Genomic DNA, 18,056 nt, shown 5'->3' on the forward strand with positions numbered 1-18,056 from the left:
AAATACCGCCGGTCCCGGGTACCGCGCGCCAATGCGACGGTGAGCTCGCTTTCTCTCGTCAGCGACCTCACAGGCGATCACCGTGTGATGGAACCGTTTCGTCCGATGCCGGTTCTGCTCCGTTCACTTCAAAGGAGCAACGAAGATGGATCACACCAATCACGTACGCCTTGGCCCCACCGAACTGACACCCGCAGCCCTTGAGGGTGCGACTGTGTATGGGGCAGATGACGACAAGGTCGGCAAGGTGGACCACGTCCACGGCGCAGGCGCCAGCGGCACCGTTATCATTGATGTCGGCGGTTTTCTCGGCATCGGTGCAAAGCCGGTTGCGGTGCCCACGACCGATCTTGATTTCATGCGTGATGAAGACGGTGAGGTTCACGCTGTGACCACATGGACCAAGGATCAGCTCAAGTCCATGCCCGAGCATCGCGATTGAACACAACAGCCCGGCCTCACGCCGGGCTTCTCTTTCGCCGGTGGCATTGATGCGGAGGGCACGGTTGCGCCCTCTTCATTCTGATGTCGTCAGGCCGCAGCTTTCACCTCTTGATATTGGCGGCAGACAACGCGCTCTTGGTGAGCGCCTTGCGGTAGCCCTTCCTCCTGAAGGGTCGGCTCCAGCAGAAGCACCGCTTTTTCCAACCCAAGTTGTTTGGCCCAGGCCTTCAAGGTGCCGTAGCGGGCGATCTCACAGTGTTCGACCGCCTGAGCCGTGAGAATAAGACCGGCATCGAGAGCCGGGCTCCTTTTGAACTCTTCCATGTGCCGGAGGCAATCGAAACCAATCAAAAGCCCGGCGCGCACGCAACTCTGCCGGGAGGCTAGTTCGAATTGAGTAACCGCTAAACCTTGACGCGAAAATGCGTCGGGCGTTCAATTTCCTTTGAGGCGCAAGGCTTCGAGGCCGCCGAAAAATCCGACAAAGGGAAGCGGCGGCCTCACCAAGCAAGCATAACTCGATGGCCGCGACGGCTGGCGAGCGGAAGCCACTTCGGGGCAGGAACCCACCAGAAACATTAGGCGTCACTTGATGATCGATCTTTACGCCGGAGGTCCGTTGACCGCTAGGCTGCAATCGCTGGAAGGCGCGCATGTGGAAGACGGATTGGCCAAAGCCGGGGATGGCGTCGGAAACCATCACGGTGCTGCGCCGCCTCCTCAGGGAATGGTGCGACGAGCAAGGTTGTCAGGCCGAAAGTGACGCGGGCGGGCTCGCAGCCAGGAATTTGATCCGTTGGTATGAGTTCGGCGTGACGGATGAACGGGAACTGGCAAAATTGATCCGCGACGACATTTCAATCTCCGACGCGTAAGCTGCGGAGATAAAGGGACATCGGCAATTGGCAACGAGCCTGGTCCACCTGCCACCGCACGCTTCGGAATTGACAAGCCCGATCCTCGCCCCAGTTCATGGTGATGGCATTAAGTGAGGTCGTGCGCAGCAACGCACAACGAACAGCAGCACTGGTCAAATGGACCCTCGACCGGGAACGACGGCGCCGGAGCAGCCCTGTTTCCTCCATGCGCAGCTTCTGGGGTCTGTTGCTGGCCTACTGGCTTTCCGAACGCTGGCGCGAAGCCTGGGGCCTGACGTTTCTCATCCTGCTCCTCACCGGATTGTCGGCGCAAGCAAGCGTATGGTTTGCCTTGACCTCGGGCGAGCTCGTCAATCGGATCGCCAATTTCCACCACCCCACCGTACCCACCACGCCATCATCTCTTCTGAGCACCGCAGGGACGTTGGCGGCGATCGCGATCACCAGGGATGCCGGGTTCACGGCGGTCCGACATTTTTTCTCGACCACGCTCCACCGGAAATGGCGCCAGTGGCTGGACGAACGCTTCAACCGGGCGCTGCTCGATTCCAACCACACCCATTTCCACCTTCAGCAGAACGGGTTTGGTGCCGCGACGGAGGATGAGAGCTCATCGCCCGACAACATCGACCAGAGAATACAGGAAGCGATCAAGGGCATGACCGGCGGTGCGATCGGTCTCGGCGTTGGCATCGCCGGCGTCGTTCTGTCGCTCGGCTTCGTCGGGCGAAAACTGATCGAAACGTCGAGCCCCGTCAGAGGGCTCGATCTCCTCGGCAGCTACGGCAGCGCGTGCCTGATGTTCCTGGCGATCGCGATCTACGTGCCGCTCAACACCTTCATCGCAGCCAAGCTCGGCAGCGTCCTCCAGGGCCTCTCCATACGCATCCAATCGGCTGAAGGCAGTTATCGCAGCGAGTTGAACCAGCTGTTGCACCGTAGTTTTCATGTCGCCGTGATCAAGGGCGAACCGGCCCAGAAAGCAGTGAACGGGCGGCGCTATCGCGAGATCGACGACACCTGGGCGAGCCTCAACCGGGTTACTGCCGGCTACATGGGCTTCGAACTGGTGCACAACTTTATCGGCTCACGCATCGTCGCCTATGCGCCAGGTCTGCTGCCCTATGTCGACAAGACGATCAGCCTTCAGGACTACGTCACCGGCGCCGAGCTGGCGACGGCGCTTATCAACGAATGCTCGTGGTTCATCCATGCAATGCCCGATATCGCGACGCTCAGAGCGGACGCGCGCCGGATCACCGAACTTGCGCAAGCGATCGAAACGGTGCAGCGGCCGCAGGATTATTATGCTCGCAGCGGCCCTTCGGTGTTCGAGTACGAGACCCAGGACGCCGCACGCGGCTTGACGATCCAGGCAGTCGAACTCTTGCACACCGGCGACGACAAAGCTTTTCTGACCGCTGACGAACTGAATTTCCGTCCCGGGGAGTGGACCTTGGTGGTCGGAGAATCCGGTGGCGGAAAGACCTCGCTTCTCAAGGCCATCAACGGACTTTGGGCACACGGCCGCGGCATGATCACGGCGCCGGAGAAGGTACGAAGCCTCTACGCTGCCCAGGACGTCAAGCTCCAGGGCGTTTGCCTGAAGGACCTCGTCTGCTTGCCGGATGCAGCTGAATCCCATGACGATGCCTCTGTCATTGCAGCATTGGAGGAGGCCGGGCTCGAAGAATTCACGGAAGAACTTTCGAACGATGGTCGCGAAGGGCAGAACTGGGACAAGCTTCTGTCCGGGGGCGAGAAGCAGAAGCTGGTCCTTGCAAGAATCCTGTTGCAGGAGCCAGGCCTTCTCTTCCTCGACGAGGCGACGAGCGCACTCGATAGCGAGGCGGTTCGCGGATTTTATCAGTCGATCAAGGATCATTGCCCGGAGGCGGCGGTGATCGCCGTCATGCACGACACCTCTTCCATCCAATCCGAAAGCGGGGTCGAGTTCTTCGACAGCGTGCTCACCGTCGGCGGCCGCGTCGCGACGAAAACGCCGATTGCCGCCTGGCGCGATAAACAGGAGTAGCTGCCACCGGCAGCCGCCCTATTTCGGTCATGTGCCGCGCATTCGGTTCGCCCGGCGCGAAAGGGATCAAATTCCTCCATCCGAAGCCAGGAGCCCCAATGCGCATTGCCCTCCTCGTCAACACGCTTGAAACCGAAAGCCCTGCCTATACAACGACCGCATTGGCGCTCGCCGCCCTCTCTCGCGGGCATGAGGTTCTCTACGTCACGCCTGGCGACTTCATCCTGCGCCCGGACGATACGTTGATGATCCGAGCGGCCGGGTTCGCCGGCACACGGCCAAAGAAGCCGGAAACACTCTTGCGCGCGCTTGCCGATGCAGACAGGACCATCGTCAACATTGAAGACGTGGACGTCCTGCTGCTTCGCAATGACCCTTCAGAGGACGCCGAAAACCGGTCCTGGGCATCCTATGCCGGAGCCAATTTCGGGCGTCTCGCCACCGAGCGCGGCACGATCGTCGTCAATGATCCCTGCGGTCTGGCACTGGCCCAGGACAAGCTCTACTTCCAGGATTTCCCGGTGGCCGTTCGCCCGACAACCTTGATCTCTAAGGACATCGAAGAAATCCGCACATTCATCGACAGCCACTCCGAAGGCGTGATCATCAAGCCGTTGCAGGGATCCGGAGGTAAAAACGTCTTCCGGGTGGGCACCAGCACCGAAGGCAATCTTACGCAGATCGTCGAGGCGGTTGGCGTCGTCGGCTATCTGATCGTGCAGAGCTATCTACCGAAGGCGTCGGAAGGCGATACGCGGTTGTTCCTGATGAACGGGCGACCGCTGCAGAGAGGCGACGTCTATGCCGCATTCAGACGCGTGCCACCCAAGGGAGACGTTCGGTCCAACATCCACGCCAGCGGCACGCCGAAGCCGGCCAATGTCACGAAGGATATGCTGGCAATCGCCGAAACGCTGCGGCCCAAACTCGTCGAGGACGGCATGTTCCTGGTCGGCCTCGATATCGTCGGCGACAAACTTCTCGAGATCAACGTCTTCACGCCCGGCGGGCTCCAGACCATCCGTGCGCTTCACGATATCGATTTCTGCGACGAGATCCTGGATTCACTGGAAAACAAGGTCGAGATCAGGAAAACCTATCGGGGATCACTCAGCAATCGAATCCTGTCAACGCTTTGAATCGGCCGGCCATTCCGTCGCCCCATTCCTTTTTGCACTACCTGTTGGCGGAACAGAACCGATGATCCGGTTGTTATTGTCGATGTTGCGCGTGGCGCACAGAGCGCGATTGCCGCAAGCGGGCGACAAGGGAGACAGTATTCCGGTGAATTTTCTACGCCAAATTGCCGCTGACGTGCAGTTGATGCTGCGCCGGCCGCCACGTATGCAATACGCGGCCTTGTGTTATCGCGTGCGCAACAACGCATTGGAAATCCTTCTCATAACCAGCCGGGACACCGGTCGCTGGGTCATTCCCAAGGGCTGGCCGATGAAGGGAAAGCGCGCGCATGAGGTGGCAGCGAGAGAGGCCTATGAAGAGGCTGGCGTGAAAGGCACCTGCCAGAGATTTCCGTTCGGCCACTACTTTTACAAGAAGCGGCTGGACCACGGGCTCAAGATTTCCTGCAGGGTTCAACTCCACACCCTGGAAGTCGCGCGCATGCGAGCGAAATTCCCCGAGAAGGGAGAGCGGAAGCTCGCCTGGTTCGACTATCGGGAAGCGGCCAAGCGCGTCGCAGAGCCATCGCTGCGCGATCAGATGCTCCGTTTCGGACAGCAATGCGTTCCGCAGTGAACTCTGGTCTTAATGGACGCTGGCGATCTTGACGGCGTGGGCGAAATCTTCCGCCACCAGTTCGCTGATCGCGATCAGGACCTCTTCCACCGAAAACCCGGACTCGATGGTCTCGCGGATCAAAAGCTGGAGGTCCAGTTCGACGACGTCACGGCAATCCTCGAGCCGTTCCTCAGATACCGTGATGCTCTGCAGTTCTTCCATCGCGAGACTCCTCTTGACGTGGATTCTGCTGGTTCGCCCTCGCAGGTTTGTTCACACGACCTTCCAACCCTTGGGAGGAGGTTTGAGTTCCGGCGAGAACATCTCAAGAAGATCAAAGAATGAGATTCGCTGCAACGCCTTGCAGCGGCATGGAGCGGTTACCGGTCGCGGTCACCCTTGCGGCGTGGCCGGTCTGCATCGCTCGACCGCTCTACCGGTCCTTCCCAGCCGAAGACACTGCGGCCGCCAAACTCGTGCGATTGACGAAACTCACCGGCCACGATCTCCTTGAGATCCGGGCCGGTGGCATATTTCTCGAACTGGCGGGCCTGATCGTCGAGGCGCTTGAGAACCTGCATCTCTTCGTCGCGACCGAGCTTCGCCTTCGACACGGCGGACTTCATCACCCGGATCGTCTCGTCATACACCTTCAGGGGAACCGGAAACGGGTGGCGATCCTTGCCTCCATGGGCAAGCGAGAAGCGCGCCGGATCGGCGAACCGGCACGGCGCGCCGTGTACCACTTCGGCCACCATCGCCAGCGCCTTGACCGTGCGCGCGCCAACGCCCGGCACCAACAGGAGATGCTCGAAATCCTCTGGACCACGGTCGGCGGCAGCGGCGAGCGTGGCATGCAGGCGTTTCATGTTGACGTCTTCCTCGCGCACGTCGTGATGCGCGGGCATGATCAGATGGGGGAGCATAGGCTGCGCGCTTTGCCTGGTCGTACGTCTTGGCTCGATCGCCGCGATCTCCCGGACGATCCGGTCCGGTCCGAGCGATGCCAGAAGATCTAGTTGGCTATTGCGCGAAGCCGCGGCGCGGCGGTCGGCAAGATTGACGATCTCGCCCTGCCGCGCACCTTCGATCGCAGTGTGGGGCGAATCCACGAAGCTGCTGATCCCCTCGGAAAGCCAGTGGTAGCGCCGGGCTTGCCGCCTCTCGCCGTTCATGCCCTGCTGCACGACAACCCATTTACCGTCATCGGTGACGATGAAGCCGTGCAGGTAAAGGTCGAAGCCGTCTTGCACGGCCGCACTGTCGACCTTTGCGACGAGGCGACTGGTGGTCGCCAGGCCGCCTCCATCGAGGCCCACGCGCTCGCCGATTGCAATCAACTCGCCCGGTGTCTCCCTGGAGTTCCGCCCTCGTCCGCCGCAGACATGGATACCAAGTTCGCCCGACAGCGGTGATAGACCACGTTTGAGGGCACCAATGACGCTGGTGGTGATGCCGGAGGAGTGCCAGTCCATGCCCATGACGCATCCGAAAGACTGAAACCAGAACGGATGCGCCAGCCGGCGAAGAAACTCGTCTCGCCCATATTCGATGACGATCGCCTGGGTAATGATCGCACCAAGTTTTGTCATACGCTCGCCAAGCCACCGGGGAACCCGGCCACCGTGAAGCGGAAGATCGGCACTGCCTGCTCTCTGGACCATCCGGGCCTTATACACGGGCAGAAGGCCCTTTCACACAGGAAAGTTCTTCAAACGTTCTCATTTTCGCGACAGACTGCGAGACCCCGCCGGTTCGGTCGCGTCCGTGGGAAGGTGCTGCAGGTCGCCGAACAGCATCATGGCGAGACCTTGCCTTCGGGACGGCTCGACTGCGTCAGCCCGAGTAAAACCCAAACTGCATTATGAACTCTACCTTTGCGCTTAAGATAGAGTTCAGCAATCGGCGATATGCTCCGCGCTAAATTGCGTTTGAACAGGGTTCAAAATGAGCGAGTTCCAAAACAGAGCTGTTCGATTGATGGTTGCTTCCGCAGGAGAGGATTCGACCAGTGATCTTGCCGTGCGTCGCGCAAAGGTTCTGACGACCGCGCTGGAACTCTATGTCGTTTTGGGCGGATCGTCCGAACAGCTTGAGGCCTGCGTCGCGAAAAGGGATGCCGGTGCACCGAGACGCATTGATCTGGTGATCGGCGATCTGATGATGGAGATGGCAACCATAAGCCACATTCACGACATCGACGTGATGCAGGCAGCACACAATGCGCTCGACAGCGGCTTGCGCGAAACGACTTCCGCCTGACCGCGGACCAATCTCCCCAAATCTGTTCCGCGCCTTGGCGACCTTGCGCCGTCAGTGTCTTCGATGGTCGCTTGCCGACGTGGCGCTTTCGAGAACAACGATCCCGGAATAGAGCACCGGAGTATCCTTCCGATCGCGAAAGCACCGACCAAAAGCGACGACCGAGACGTAGTGTCCGCCTCGCGTCCTTACGCGATAGGTCGATTGCTGGGCTCGCCCTCCCACCATGGTGGCGGCAATTTCCTTTGCCAGATACGGCCGGTCTTCCGGGTGAACCCGGTCGAGATAGAGCTTGAGCGGCAATCCGCGATTGGTCTCCGTGGCGATCAATCCGAAAAGCTCCGCCAGAGCCGAGTCCGCGTAGACGAGGTCCTGTGTAATGTCCCAGGTGAAAATCCCGGAATCCGCAGTTTCCACATCGGCGAGATCCACAACGAAGGTGCGCTCTCTATCCCCTTCCATGGGCCTTCCTTATGTTCGGGGGATCATTACCCGGTGTGAATGGAACCTGTGTGAACGACACACGCAACACCGTCAATCAGTCGAATTTCGAGGACACATCAAAGGTGTGCCGATCGACCAACTGGCGCAAGCAGGCATGCAGCCGCCCGTTGTAGCCGCCATCATTGTCCTCCAGAATATCCAGATAGAACTGCGCTATCGCGCGAAATTCGCCGGCGTCGCGCGGGACGCGCTGCTCAATCTCGACGAACGTTTGCTCCACGGTCCGTTCGAGCGAGCGGAATCGTTCCGTTTCATATTCGTCAACCAGCCCAAACAGTTGGCTCTGCGCCGCTTTGAATTGTGCGATGAGGTCCGTGACCTTCGCATCGCCATCTTGATCAGATCTATGCATTTCATCAATTTAGCACGCACTAACGAACAGAACCAACTCCCCCACTTGACGACTGTCATTTTAGTTCGGATTTCCAAGCTCTTTGACAACGAAGTGGCCAACAGTGTGACTTTTTAGCAGCAATATTTCGCCGCCCAATCCTCGGGGTGGACCGCTTGGTGATACCGGTTCTCCGCACCAGGAGGCGACGGAAAGCTAGAAGCGCGTTCGCAGGTAGTTCAGTTGAGCGTTCAGCCAATAGCGAACCTGTCTGGTCGCGGACTGAGCCTCATGCCCAAACTCCTGGGTATAGCGGCCCTCACACAACGTCGTGTCGACCGTCCACAATCCGCCAGCGAAAAATGCCATCAACAGGAAGCCGCGCATGGCCACACAGCATGAACATGCGATATTTCTAAAATATTAACGGCGAAAAAAATCTTTCGACGGACGAGCTTCGGCCAGCCGCCAGTCGCGTCACTCGCGCAAGGGCGCGACGTCAAAAGGACCTCCCGCGGCAAGGCCGCGGCCCAACGTCGGGTGCGTGCGATTGAGCGCTGCAGTGGGGACTGCGATGCCGCCAGCAATTGCAATCGGAAAAAGCTGACAGCGGCTTCGGGGCGGCAGCCTCCGCAGTCACGGCGCAATGCCAATCTGATCGCTCAGCGTCACCTTCTCGAAATCGTTGATGAGAATATCGACACGCACCTGCCAAGTGCCGGGCAGCGGGATGTTCATGTGTTCGACCTGCCAGTCCGCTTCACCGCGCCGCACAGCCGTGCGCTTGAACGGTTCGATGCCTGAATCAGGTTTGGACAGCACAAGCGTAACCTCCTTGGCGGCAAGTGGCTCGAGTTCGTCGGTGAGCGTGTTGATCGATACGTCCACCTCGCCCACCCGGGCGGGCGCGACGTCAACAAGGGCCATCGCCTTTTCGGTGTGAATATGAACGCTTGCAGGCTGCTCCGCCGAACCCATCAGCGCGCGCGGCGGCGGCGTGAAGCGCCAGCAAGAGACGGCTCCCAAGATCAGGAAGACAATCAGTGTTTCCGCAGCGATCGAACGGGCCAGCCGTTTCGCTGAGGCCCGATCGCCGGCCAAGGTCGGTTGTGTCAGACGCCAGCGATTCACGATCGCCAGCGGAAACAATCCCGTCAGCAATGCCATCTTGACCACAAATACCTGGCCATAGGCTGTTTCGATCAGCGCTGCCGGCTTCTCCACCTGCACGATGGCCAAGGCAATACCCGCCGCGACGAGCACTAGAACCGCATAAGGGATGGCCATTGAGAACCGCCGCAACGCCGAAAGCGCCGCCGGGTCTTTGCCGTGCAGCGCCAGACCCAGAGGCGCCAGCGCTCCGATCCAGAGACTGACCGCAATAACGTGCAGAAAGACCGCCGGGCGCATCAACCATTGCGGCTCGGCCGTGGCCGCATGCCCGCTCAGTGACAGGGCGGCAGATGAGACGACCAGCGCGGCAAGAGACGACGCCCGCGCAAGCCGACCCTTTGCCCGCAGGGCGATTGCCGCCACACCGAAGGCAACGAACGCGGCAACGGCCGTCCCGCCGAAGCTCGTCGCCATGGCCGCGGACCAGGCAACTGGCTCGACAAGGTGCGCCAGGGGGACGCCCAATGCATCGAGCCCTTGAAAGCCCACGGCGACAAGGACACCCAGCCCCCCTATCCCGAGCGCTGCCGCGACCACGTTGCGCCCCGATCGGGAACCGTAGAGCAGCCAATGGCGCGAAAACACGCCGCCAACACCGATGAACAGCCCCACGTAAAACGCGAGCTTTGACAGGAGAACGCCGGCGCGTACCGACCAGTCGATCTTGTCTCCCGTCGCGAGCGGAGTGGTGCTGGCGGCGCCGAGCGAAAAGACGACCGATCCGCCGATCGGATGCCCGTCAGCAGAGGTTACGCGCCAACTGAGCACATGCGTGCCGCGCCCAAGACCGGTCGGCGCCATGATCTCGAGCAATCGATCCTTCAGCTCAAACCGTTCCAGTGGGATCGCCGTCCCATCTGGGCCGACGAGCTTCAACGACAAGGGCGAAACCGGCTCGCTGAAGGTCAACATGTAGGCGGGCGGCGCGGTATCTACAACCGCGCCGTCCTTCGGTTCACTTGTGTTGAGCGATGCATGGGCGAAGGCGACAGTGACCTGCAGGAGAATCCCGCAGAGCGATGGTACCGGCAGACGCCAGGCAAGGGTGTCCCCGCCTCAGGCATAGGCTGGCGCGAACGCTATCGATCAGGCGAGCAGTCGAGGGGGCGCGCGAGGATAGCCGGGGCGATGTTCGCCCGTCGGCAACGGGGCTGCCGCGGGCCAATACCGCTCTGCGGCGGACGCGACTTGAAAGCAAACGACCTCGAAGGCCTCCGGAGTAGCCGCCAGGACCTGCGAGGACACGCAGCATCCAAGCAGGCAGCAATCGGCGGCGCTCCCGTGGTCGCTGTCATGGTTGTCTTTGCTGGCGTGATCCACGCTTGCGCAAAGCGCATTGCCGAAAGGATCCAATTGCGCGAAGGCAGCCATCGAACTCGCGGCAAATGTGCCGGCGATCGACTGCAGCACGAACAGGCAGGCAGCGAAAAACGCCAATCCCCAACTGTTGCGTCGCCTCACCACACTCAAGCTCCTTCTGCGCTGCTGCGAGAATGTCCCGCAGTCACCGCATAGCTATCCCGTAGACGCGCGCTCTTCCTTGCGCCACAGCAAGCACGAAGACACCAGGAAGTGGGAAAGCCGACTGCCCCTGTTTTCGAATTCGCCAGTAAAATCAGGTCGACAGCTAGGGGGCCCCGAACAGCTGGTGCTGCAGGCTTAAAAGCTAAGCGGATTCACGCTCGGCCATGCAGAACAATGCAAGCGCCCGAAGATAGGCTTCTACCTTCGAGCGGTTCTCGGGTGTCTCCATGGCCCCCAAAATCTCTGCAGGCTCCATCTTCATGAGGTGGAGACGGAGAAAGATATCTACCGCGAAACGGTCGCTGACCGTTGCAAGGACGGTGCGCAGATTGGCCAGCATATCGTCTCCCCGATGAGACGCATGCAGCAGGGCAATCGGCTTGTGGACGATTTCCGCTCCAGACACGAGCCAGTCGATCGCATTCTTGAGGCCAGCTGGAATGGAGCGCACGTATTCCGGGCTTGCGACGATCAGGCCGTCGCTCCTGGCAATGGCATCGATGAAGCCTTGTACCTGGCGCGGCAGGGGCAGGATCTCGAGATCCGGCGAGAAGACCGGCAGCTCTCCCACACGATCGAAGACTGAAATCTCGATGTTTGCCGGTGCAATCGACTGGATGGCCCGCAGCATGGCCGTATTGGTGGAATTGATCCGAGCGCTGCCTGATATTGCGAGAATCTTCATGTCAAGAAAAATGGTCGATTGGACTTGGTTGTCAACGCCTGCAGACGATGGATGACAATCGCATTAGCTGAGTAACGGGAGAAAGTTTAACTTCTAATACGCATAGAACGATATGAGAACGCCGGTGGTACGAAAGTGGTCGCCTAACCCGTTCGAATTAGAGAAACCTTGAACAGTTGGCCGGTTGGGAACAACCGTCTGCGACGCGCGTTGCCGTATGCTGAGTGAATACGGGAAAACGAGATGCGAATAATACTGGTAGCAATAGTCGCCTCGATCATGAGCATACTTGCATTCAAATATGCAGACGGCGCCTTTGGCAACGCTAACCTGGTGGCGACGGCCGATGAACTGTCGGAAAACTGACGTGCGTCGCCTGGCACCGCAACTAGCCTCGGACGCACGATACCTCACGGCTGTGACCTTGCCGCAGCCCGAACGTCATGCAGCGCGAGCCGGTGCGCTCCCGAGAAACCGCTGCAGTCGAGGACAGACGAAATCAAGGAAGACCCTGACGCGTTGTGGCAAGCGCCCACCCGCAAGAAAGAGCGCGTGGATATCTTCCTCGTCCTCGGCAACCACGTCGCTCAGAACTTCGACGAGACGGCCTTCCTGGATATCCGCCCGAGCATGGTAGTCGCCGAGCCTCGCGATACCGACACCGGCCACAGCCATGCGCCGGACCGTTTCACCGTTGTTGGCAAGCAGCGCCCCATGCACCGCCCGATCGACGATACGCCCGCTTTCCTTCATCGGCCAAACCGGCGCTGAACGGCGGAAATTGAAACCAAGGCAATTGTGCTGCGTCAGATCATCGACGGAGGTCGGCGTTCCATGTCGGCTCAGATATTCGGGCGCAGCCACGATCTTCCGTCTGGCCGTCCCGATCTTGCGGGCCATCATCGTCGAATTCGGCAACGGCCCGATGCGGAACGCCACGTCGGTACGATCGAGATAAAGGTCGACGATTTCGTCGGACAGCGACAGATCGACAACGACGTTCGGAAAGGCCTGCCAGAACTCGGGCAAGATCGGCTCAAGCCCGAGCACGCCAAAGGCAACGGAAGCATTCACCCGAACAGTCCCGCCGGTGCTCGACGCACCCTGCGAGAGCTCTCGTTCGACCTCGTCGAACTCGTTCAGCAGCAATTGGCCGCGCTCGTAGTAGATCCGCCCTTCGGTCGTGAGCGAAAGGCGACGGGTCGACCGCTCGAAGAGCCGCACGCCGAGGCGGGTCTCCAGCCTTGCGATCAACTTGCTGATCGTCGACGGCGTCATGCGCAGCAGGCGCGCCGCTTCTGAGAAGCTGCCTGCATCGACGACGCGGACAAAGACCTGCATTTCCCCTGTGCGGTTATCCATGACGAATCCTACTTGTGAAAAACTTTCACAGAAAATGTGGAATGACAGCGACTTATCAAGCAGATCGCCCCCGCATATCTGTTCGCCATGTCAAAAATCTCAGCTCTCAACCTGATCCGCAAGCCGGATGTTATGACCCTCGGCATCGAATTGCCGCTCGACAACGATTGGTCGCCCGAGGGCCTGGCGCGAGCGCGCGCCACCGGCCGACCCCATGGCGTAGCGGATCTGTCGTCGCAGACGGATCTGATTCGGCGGGCCGATGCGCTCGGCTTCGCCGCCGTTTGGGCCCGCGACGTGCCGGTCTTCGACCAGGTCAACATGGGCGATGCCGGTTCGGTCTACGACGTCTTCACCCTACTCGGCTTCCTCGCCGGTGTAACCCGCCACATGGCGCTGGGCACGGCAGCGGTCGTGCTGCCGATCCGCCATCCGCTGCTGATGGCAAAGGCCGCCGCCTCGGTAGACGCACTGTCGGGAGGACGGCTCCTCCTCGGTGTTGCTTCCGGCGATCGTCCCGTCGAATACCCGCTGCTCGGCCTCGATTTCGACGGCCGCGGCGAGCGCTTTCGAGAGGCCGTTGGCTATATGAGACAGGCCTGGCAGCCGGGCGGCTTGCCGGTCGACGGTCGACGTGATCCGACACTCCATATTCTTCCGCGTCCGGCGCAGGCAAGCATTCCGCTCATTGTCGCCGGCCAAGCACGCCAGGACGACGCCTGGCTTGCAGCCAATATGGAAGGCCGTTTCGTCTATCCCGGCAACCTCGAAAAACTGTCCCTTCAGACGAAAGCCTGGTCCGATGCGACGGCACACAAGGGCGTGTTCATCAGCGCCTTTCATCTCGATCTGCTCGAAGACCCCAACGCATCCGCTCAGCCGATCCGCTTCGGTGCCCGCCTCGGCCGCAAGGCTTTGGTCCAACACTTTGGCGCGCTCGCCCGGGCCGGCGTCGATCACATAGCGATCAACCTTCGCCAATCAAGCCGCCCGCCGGCAGAGGTCATCGAGGAGCTTGCTTCCGATGTCATGCCGCGGCTCGGCAAAATTCCCGCAATACATGCTGCTTGACCCCATGGAGAAACCTATGAAATTCGTCAATTCGCACGGAGCCACCATTCCTTCGCTCGGCTTCGGCGTGTTCCGCATGTCGGACGCCGAAGTGGAGAGCGTCGTTCCGGCCGCGCTGGAAGCAGGCTTCCGCCATTTCGACACTGCGCAGATCTATCAGAACGAAGCTGCCCTCGGCCGTGCCCTGCAGAAGGCTGGTGCCCGCCGCGAGGACATTTTTCTGACCACGAAGGTCTGGGTGGACAACTATAGCCCAGAGAGATTTGCCGCGTCCGTCGAGGAAAGCCTCGACAAGCTCCGGGTCGATCACGTCGACCTGCTGCTCCTCCACTGGCCGGCCGATAAAGTGGAGATCTCCGACCAGGTCGACTTGCTGAATGCAGTCCAGGCCGCAGGCAAGACCCGCTTCATCGGCGTCAGCAACCAGAACATCGCGCAGATGAACGAATCCATCGCGCGCAGCGCTGCCCCCATCGTCACCAATCAGATCGAGGTGCATCCCTATCTCGACCAGAACGCGGTGGCGGAAGCGGCCAAGTCCGCCGGCGTAGCCATCACCGCCTATTACGGCATGGCAGACGGCGAAGTGCCGCGCGATCCGGTTTTGCAGGCGATCGCCGAAAAGTACGGCAAGACGGCAGCGCAGGTCGGCATTCGCTGGCTGATCGAGCGTGGCTTCGTCGCTCTCTCGAAAACCGCCAAGCCGGGACGCGTTGCCGAGAATTTCGATGTGTTCGACTTCGAGCTCAGCGCCGAGGACATGGCCGCGATTTCCAAACTTGCACGCCCCGACGGCCGGTTGGTCAGCCCTCCCGGACTGGCGCCTGTCTGGGACAAATAACGGAGAACTCGCAATGAGTGCTACAAACGCACAGGAAAGTGCGGCGCCGGCGGCTGGTTTCAACTGGCCGCTTCTCGCGCTCGCGATCGGTGCCTTCGGCATCGGCACCACCGAATTTGCGCCGATGGGCCTGCTGCCCGTCATTGCCGATGGCGTCGGCGTATCAATTCCGACGGCCGGTCTCCTCGTCAGCGCCTATGCCATCGGCGTAATGGTCGGTGCGCCGATCATGACGCTGGCCTTTGGCCGTTTTGGCAAGCGGACGGCGCTGATGCTGCTCATGGGCATCTTCACGCTCGGCAACATTCTCTCGGCCTTCGCGCCCGACTATTGGACCTTGCTCGCGGCCCGGCTCGTGACGAGCCTCAACCACGGGGCTTTCTTCGGCCTCGGTTCGATTGTGGCGGCAAGCATCGTATCGCCGGAAAAGCGCGCAAGTGCTGTCGCCACCATGTTCATGGGCCTGACGATCGCCAATATTGGCGGCGTTCCTGCAGCGACCTGGATCGGCCAGCAGATTGGCTGGCGCATGTCGTTTGCCGGAACGGCGGTTCTCGGCGTCGTCGCCATCACCGCCCTGTGGCAGTCCCTGCCGCGTGGCGAGGCGGGCAAGATGCCGGACGTCGCAAAGGAGTTGAAGGTGATCACCCGCCCGGTCGTGCTGCTGGCCATGGCGACAACGGTCATGGGCGCCGGGGCGATGTTCACGCTCTACACCTATGTCGCGCCCGTGCTGTCTGAGCTCACGCACGCATCCGAGACCTTCATCACGCTCGCACTCGTCTTGATCGGCGTCGGCTTCACCATCGGCAACGGCCTCGGCGGCCGGCTGGCCGACTGGTCGCTGGATGGGGCAACGAAGATCTTTCTTGCCGCTCTCGCCGTCATCATGCTGCTCCTGCCCTTGGCTCTGACGACCCATGTCGGCGCGGCGATCGGGCTCCTTGTTTGGGGTGCGGCCACCTTTGCGATCGTGCCACCAGTGCAGATGCGGGTCATGCAGGCGGCGGCCGAGGCGCCGGGTCTCGCCTCGTCGATCAATGTCGGCGCATTCAACCTCGGCAATGCAGTGGGAGCGGCAGTCGGTGGCGGCGCACTCAGCGCGGGCCTCGGCTACGAAGCCATTCCGATTGCCGGCGGCTTGCTGGCAGCTGCCGGCCTGGTTCTGGTGCTCATAGGAACCCGCGCGAAAAACGCGGCGCCGGCGCTTCGATAAGCAATGCAGGACGTTGGGAAACCCAGGTAACTTACTGACGGAGATGAAAAAATGACCGAGGCCTTTCCTCACGCTGGGAAGCGTTTTGAAGTCGACTACGGCGATTTGGCGGCTATCAACACCTACAGTGCCGACGGACGCACGCTCTATTATGAGATTACATCCGGTCCGATGTCGGGAGCATCCGGCACCGTTGAATTTCAATGGCGCCGGCTCAGCGAAGAGATCTATGCGATCTCCTGGCAGGAAGCGGACGGCTCGACCGTCGTCCACGTCGATGACTTTCAGACCGGACGATCGTTTTCCTTCTTCACGACCCTTCAGGGGCAGTTCTTTCGCCTCGAGGGAAGTCTGCGGCAGTCACCCGAGCGGTAATCGCGGCTCGGAGCTTGTCGCTCCGGTCGTCAGCCTGACGCCAACCGACACCGGGTCAACGACTGCCACCTGACACGGAGGCGGCGCAACGAGAGCGCGCGCCGCTTCCTCAAAGCGTAATCAAACTTTCATTTTTCCATCATGCAGATTGGCAAGGACTGTCACACTCAACTGTTAGCAAGCGCCCGGCTTCATTCGTGCCACCGATCCTGGTGTCCGCCAATCTGCAAGGAGCGTTTTGCAAATGAGAGTCTCCGTCACTACGTCCGTATTTATCGGCCTGATGGCCAGCGTCGCGTTTGGCGCGCCCGCAGCCGCCGCCGAGAAGACGAAATTCGAATTCTGGTACGGCCTTTCGGGCGATCTTGGCGAACGCGTCCAGGATGCCTGCAAGAAGTTCAACGACAGCCAGTCCGAATTCGAGATCGTCTGCACCTCTCAAAACGGTTACGACACGACCCTGCAGAACACGATTGCCGCCTACCGTGCCAAGAAGCAGCCGGCAATCACCCAGATCTACGATGCCGGCACACTCGACATGATGCTCTCCGGCGCCTTTGTGCCCGCCAAGAAGCTGATGGCCGACAACGGCTACACCATCGACTGGAACAACTATTTCGGCGGCATCGCCAACTATTACGCGACGGCAAAGGGCGAGTTGAACTCCTTCCCGTTCAACTCCTCCACCGCGATGTTCTATTACAATGTCGACGCCTTCCAGAAGGCTGGCATCGACTTCAAGCCGGACACCTGGGAACAGGTCGAGGAAGCAGCCCGCAAACTGAAGGCAGCCGGCTTCGAGTGCCCGCTGGCGTTCAACTTCGACACCTGGCCGCTGATGGAGCAGTTCTCCGCCATCCACAACCAGCCGCTTGCCACGAAGGCCAATGGTTACAATGGGTTGGACGCCGAACTTGTGGTCAACAAGACCAAGTTCGTGGATCACGTTAAGTTCTTCAAGAAGATGGCTGACGAGAAGCTCTTCGTGGTCAAGACCAAGCAACTCGGCATGGATATCGTCCCGGCCTTCACGTCCGAGACCTGCCAGATGATCCAGACCTCCGTCGCCGACCACGGCACGATCGGCAAGACCCTTCCCGAAGGCGTGAAGTGGGAAGTTGCCATGTTGCCTGTATGGAAGGGCACGGAGCGGCAGAACTCGCTCGTCGGCGGCGCATCGCTCTGGGTGCTCGCTGGCCGTCCGGAAGCGGAATACAAGGGCGCGGCCGCCTTCCTCAACTACCTTGGGACGCCCGAGATGGCCGAGTGGTGGTCAACGGTGACGGGCTACATCCCGGTGACCAAGACCGGTTTCGACGCCATGAAGGCCAATGGCTTCTACGACAAGGCTCCCTACAAGGGGCGCGAACTCGCCATCCAGAGCCTATCCTTCACCCCGACCTCGGAAAATACCCGCGGCATTCGCCTCGGCGGCTTCACGCAGATCCGCAAGGAATTCGCAACCGCGCTCGAAGCGATCTTCATGCAGAACGCAGACGTACAGGCCGAACTCGACAAAACGGTTGAACGTGGCAACGCCGTTCTGCGCCGCTTCGAGAAGACCTACGCCGGACAGACGCTGAACTGACATCTGATCCGCCCGGAGCCCGCCGCAATA

19 protein-coding genes and 1 pseudogene are annotated in these 18,056 nt (G+C 60.5%); 11 read left to right on the plus strand and 9 right to left on the minus strand.

All coding sequences use genetic code 11. From position 1 onward, the window contains the following. Positions 1 to 145 precede the first annotated feature (145 nt). Positions 146 to 442, plus strand: a complete 297-nt coding sequence (locus LAC81_RS22315; protein WP_223729373.1) for a PRC-barrel domain-containing protein — start codon at positions 146 to 148, stop codon at positions 440 to 442. Positions 443 to 545: 103 nt separating this feature from the next. Here LAC81_RS22315 and LAC81_RS22320 read toward each other — a convergent pair. After that, a pseudogene (locus LAC81_RS22320) lies at positions 546 to 768 on the minus strand (ferritin-like domain-containing protein); the annotation flags it as partial. A 329-nt stretch (positions 769 to 1,097) separates the two neighbouring features. On the opposite strand from LAC81_RS22320, the gene LAC81_RS22325 reads away from it, so the two are divergent. From LAC81_RS22325 to LAC81_RS22340, 4 genes are all read left to right on the plus strand, one after another. Next, positions 1,098 to 1,319: a hypothetical protein gene (locus LAC81_RS22325; RefSeq protein ID WP_223729374.1), complete on the plus strand. Its 222-nt coding sequence runs from the start codon at positions 1,098 to 1,100 to the stop codon at positions 1,317 to 1,319. A gap of 208 nt (positions 1,320 to 1,527) precedes the next feature. Next, a complete protein-coding gene (locus LAC81_RS22330; protein ID WP_223729375.1) occupies positions 1,528 to 3,357 on the plus strand; it encodes an ABC transporter ATP-binding protein/permease in 1,830 nt (609 codons plus the stop codon). Positions 3,358 to 3,455: 98 nt separating this feature from the next. Further along, positions 3,456 to 4,496 carry a glutathione synthetase gene (locus tag LAC81_RS22335; protein ID WP_223729376.1) on the plus strand — a complete coding sequence of 347 codons (1,041 nt, stop codon included), beginning with the start codon at positions 3,456 to 3,458 and terminating at the stop codon, positions 4,494 to 4,496. 145 nt (positions 4,497 to 4,641) lie between these two features. Then, positions 4,642 to 5,112, plus strand: a complete 471-nt coding sequence (locus LAC81_RS22340; protein ID WP_223730430.1) for an NUDIX hydrolase — start codon at positions 4,642 to 4,644, stop codon at positions 5,110 to 5,112. Between the two features lie 9 nt (positions 5,113 to 5,121). On the opposite strand, the gene LAC81_RS22345 is transcribed toward LAC81_RS22340, so the two are convergent. Both LAC81_RS22345 and LAC81_RS22350 read right to left on the minus strand, forming a co-directional pair. Next, positions 5,122 to 5,316 carry a hypothetical protein gene (locus tag LAC81_RS22345; protein ID WP_113539703.1) on the minus strand — a complete coding sequence of 65 codons (195 nt, stop codon included), beginning with the start codon at positions 5,314 to 5,316 and terminating at the stop codon, positions 5,122 to 5,124. A gap of 158 nt (positions 5,317 to 5,474) precedes the next feature. Continuing rightward, positions 5,475 to 6,758 (minus strand): DUF763 domain-containing protein, encoded by a 1,284-nt coding sequence (locus LAC81_RS22350; RefSeq protein ID WP_223729377.1) that lies wholly within the window; start codon positions 6,756 to 6,758, stop codon positions 5,475 to 5,477. A 316-nt stretch (positions 6,759 to 7,074) separates the two neighbouring features. Between LAC81_RS22350 and LAC81_RS22355 the strand changes: the two genes are divergently transcribed. Continuing rightward, the gene (locus tag LAC81_RS22355) at positions 7,075 to 7,356 is read left to right on the plus strand and encodes a hypothetical protein (protein WP_223729378.1); all 282 of its coding nucleotides are present in this window, start codon (positions 7,075 to 7,077) and stop codon (positions 7,354 to 7,356) included. A 51-nt stretch (positions 7,357 to 7,407) separates the two neighbouring features. Here LAC81_RS22355 and LAC81_RS22360 read toward each other — a convergent pair whose 3' ends face one another. From LAC81_RS22360 to LAC81_RS22380, 6 genes are all read right to left on the minus strand, one after another. Then, a complete protein-coding gene (locus LAC81_RS22360; RefSeq protein ID WP_223729379.1) occupies positions 7,408 to 7,818 on the minus strand; it encodes a PAS domain-containing protein in 411 nt (136 codons plus the stop codon). Positions 7,819 to 7,894: 76 nt separating this feature from the next. Next, positions 7,895 to 8,212, minus strand: a complete 318-nt coding sequence (locus LAC81_RS22365) for a hypothetical protein (protein WP_223729380.1) — start codon at positions 8,210 to 8,212, stop codon at positions 7,895 to 7,897. 615 nt (positions 8,213 to 8,827) lie between these two features. Then, a complete protein-coding gene (locus tag LAC81_RS22370) occupies positions 8,828 to 10,396 on the minus strand; it encodes a copper resistance CopC/CopD family protein (protein ID WP_223730431.1) in 1,569 nt (522 codons plus the stop codon). Between the two features lie 54 nt (positions 10,397 to 10,450). Next, the gene (locus tag LAC81_RS38550) at positions 10,451 to 10,828 is read right to left on the minus strand and encodes a DUF2946 family protein (RefSeq protein ID WP_419196234.1); all 378 of its coding nucleotides are present in this window, start codon (positions 10,826 to 10,828) and stop codon (positions 10,451 to 10,453) included. A gap of 202 nt (positions 10,829 to 11,030) precedes the next feature. Next, positions 11,031 to 11,573 (minus strand): NADPH-dependent FMN reductase, encoded by a 543-nt coding sequence (locus LAC81_RS22375; protein ID WP_223729381.1) that lies wholly within the window; start codon positions 11,571 to 11,573, stop codon positions 11,031 to 11,033. A gap of 441 nt (positions 11,574 to 12,014) precedes the next feature. After that, positions 12,015 to 12,935 (minus strand): LysR family transcriptional regulator, encoded by a 921-nt coding sequence (locus LAC81_RS22380; protein WP_223729382.1) that lies wholly within the window; start codon positions 12,933 to 12,935, stop codon positions 12,015 to 12,017. Positions 12,936 to 13,022: 87 nt separating this feature from the next. Here LAC81_RS22380 and LAC81_RS22385 point away from each other — a divergent pair, with 87 nt between their 5' ends. The 5 genes from LAC81_RS22385 to LAC81_RS22405 all read left to right on the plus strand — a co-directional run bounded on the left by LAC81_RS22385 (position 13,023) and on the right by LAC81_RS22405 (position 18,026). Continuing rightward, positions 13,023 to 14,006, plus strand: a complete 984-nt coding sequence (locus tag LAC81_RS22385; RefSeq protein ID WP_223729383.1) for a TIGR03571 family LLM class oxidoreductase — start codon at positions 13,023 to 13,025, stop codon at positions 14,004 to 14,006. A 16-nt stretch (positions 14,007 to 14,022) separates the two neighbouring features. Beyond that, entirely contained in the window at positions 14,023 to 14,847 is an 825-nt protein-coding gene (locus LAC81_RS22390; protein WP_223729384.1) for an aldo/keto reductase, read from the plus strand. A 13-nt stretch (positions 14,848 to 14,860) separates the two neighbouring features. Next, positions 14,861 to 16,063 carry an MFS transporter gene (locus LAC81_RS22395; protein WP_223729385.1) on the plus strand — a complete coding sequence of 401 codons (1,203 nt, stop codon included), beginning with the start codon at positions 14,861 to 14,863 and terminating at the stop codon, positions 16,061 to 16,063. 51 nt (positions 16,064 to 16,114) lie between these two features. Next, on the plus strand, positions 16,115 to 16,438 hold the full coding sequence (locus LAC81_RS22400) for a MoaF-related domain-containing protein (protein WP_223729386.1): 324 nt from the start codon (positions 16,115 to 16,117) through the stop codon (positions 16,436 to 16,438). Between the two features lie 244 nt (positions 16,439 to 16,682). Next, the gene (locus tag LAC81_RS22405) at positions 16,683 to 18,026 is read left to right on the plus strand and encodes an extracellular solute-binding protein (RefSeq protein WP_419195882.1); all 1,344 of its coding nucleotides are present in this window, start codon (positions 16,683 to 16,685) and stop codon (positions 18,024 to 18,026) included. Positions 18,027 to 18,056 lie beyond the last annotated feature (30 nt).

Source organism: Ensifer adhaerens, from assembly GCF_020035535.1.
Taxonomy (GTDB): domain Bacteria; phylum Pseudomonadota; class Alphaproteobacteria; order Rhizobiales; family Rhizobiaceae; genus Ensifer.

Bases quoted from the DNA above. Each gene is read 5' to 3' on its own strand.
- LAC81_RS22330 (WP_223729375.1), top strand. From the start codon at position 1,528: ATGCGCAGCTTCTGGGGTCTGTTGCTGGCCTACTGGCTTTCCGAACGC.
- LAC81_RS22355 (WP_223729378.1), top strand. From the start codon at position 7,075: ATGGTTGCTTCCGCAGGAGAGGATTCGACCAGTGATCTTGCCGTGCGT.
- LAC81_RS22380 (WP_223729382.1), bottom strand. From the start codon at position 12,935: ATGGATAACCGCACAGGGGAAATGCAGGTCTTTGTCCGCGTCGTCGAT.
- LAC81_RS22395 (WP_223729385.1), top strand. From the start codon at position 14,861: ATGAGTGCTACAAACGCACAGGAAAGTGCGGCGCCGGCGGCTGGTTTC.
- LAC81_RS22365 (WP_223729380.1), bottom strand. From the start codon at position 8,212: ATGCATAGATCTGATCAAGATGGCGATGCGAAGGTCACGGACCTCATC.
- LAC81_RS22360 (WP_223729379.1), bottom strand. From the start codon at position 7,818: ATGGAAGGGGATAGAGAGCGCACCTTCGTTGTGGATCTCGCCGATGTG.
- LAC81_RS22405 (WP_419195882.1), top strand. From the start codon at position 16,683: ATGAGAGTCTCCGTCACTACGTCCGTATTTATCGGCCTGATGGCCAGC.
- LAC81_RS22400 (WP_223729386.1), top strand. From the start codon at position 16,115: ATGACCGAGGCCTTTCCTCACGCTGGGAAGCGTTTTGAAGTCGACTAC.
- LAC81_RS22350 (WP_223729377.1), bottom strand. From the start codon at position 6,758: ATGGTCCAGAGAGCAGGCAGTGCCGATCTTCCGCTTCACGGTGGCCGG.
- LAC81_RS22385 (WP_223729383.1), top strand. From the start codon at position 13,023: ATGTCAAAAATCTCAGCTCTCAACCTGATCCGCAAGCCGGATGTTATG.
- LAC81_RS22375 (WP_223729381.1), bottom strand. From the start codon at position 11,573: ATGAAGATTCTCGCAATATCAGGCAGCGCTCGGATCAATTCCACCAAT.
- LAC81_RS22335 (WP_223729376.1), top strand. From the start codon at position 3,456: ATGCGCATTGCCCTCCTCGTCAACACGCTTGAAACCGAAAGCCCTGCC.
- LAC81_RS22315 (WP_223729373.1), top strand. From the start codon at position 146: ATGGATCACACCAATCACGTACGCCTTGGCCCCACCGAACTGACACCC.
- LAC81_RS22345 (WP_113539703.1), bottom strand. From the start codon at position 5,316: ATGGAAGAACTGCAGAGCATCACGGTATCTGAGGAACGGCTCGAGGAT.
- LAC81_RS22390 (WP_223729384.1), top strand. From the start codon at position 14,023: ATGAAATTCGTCAATTCGCACGGAGCCACCATTCCTTCGCTCGGCTTC.
- LAC81_RS22325 (WP_223729374.1), top strand. From the start codon at position 1,098: ATGTGGAAGACGGATTGGCCAAAGCCGGGGATGGCGTCGGAAACCATC.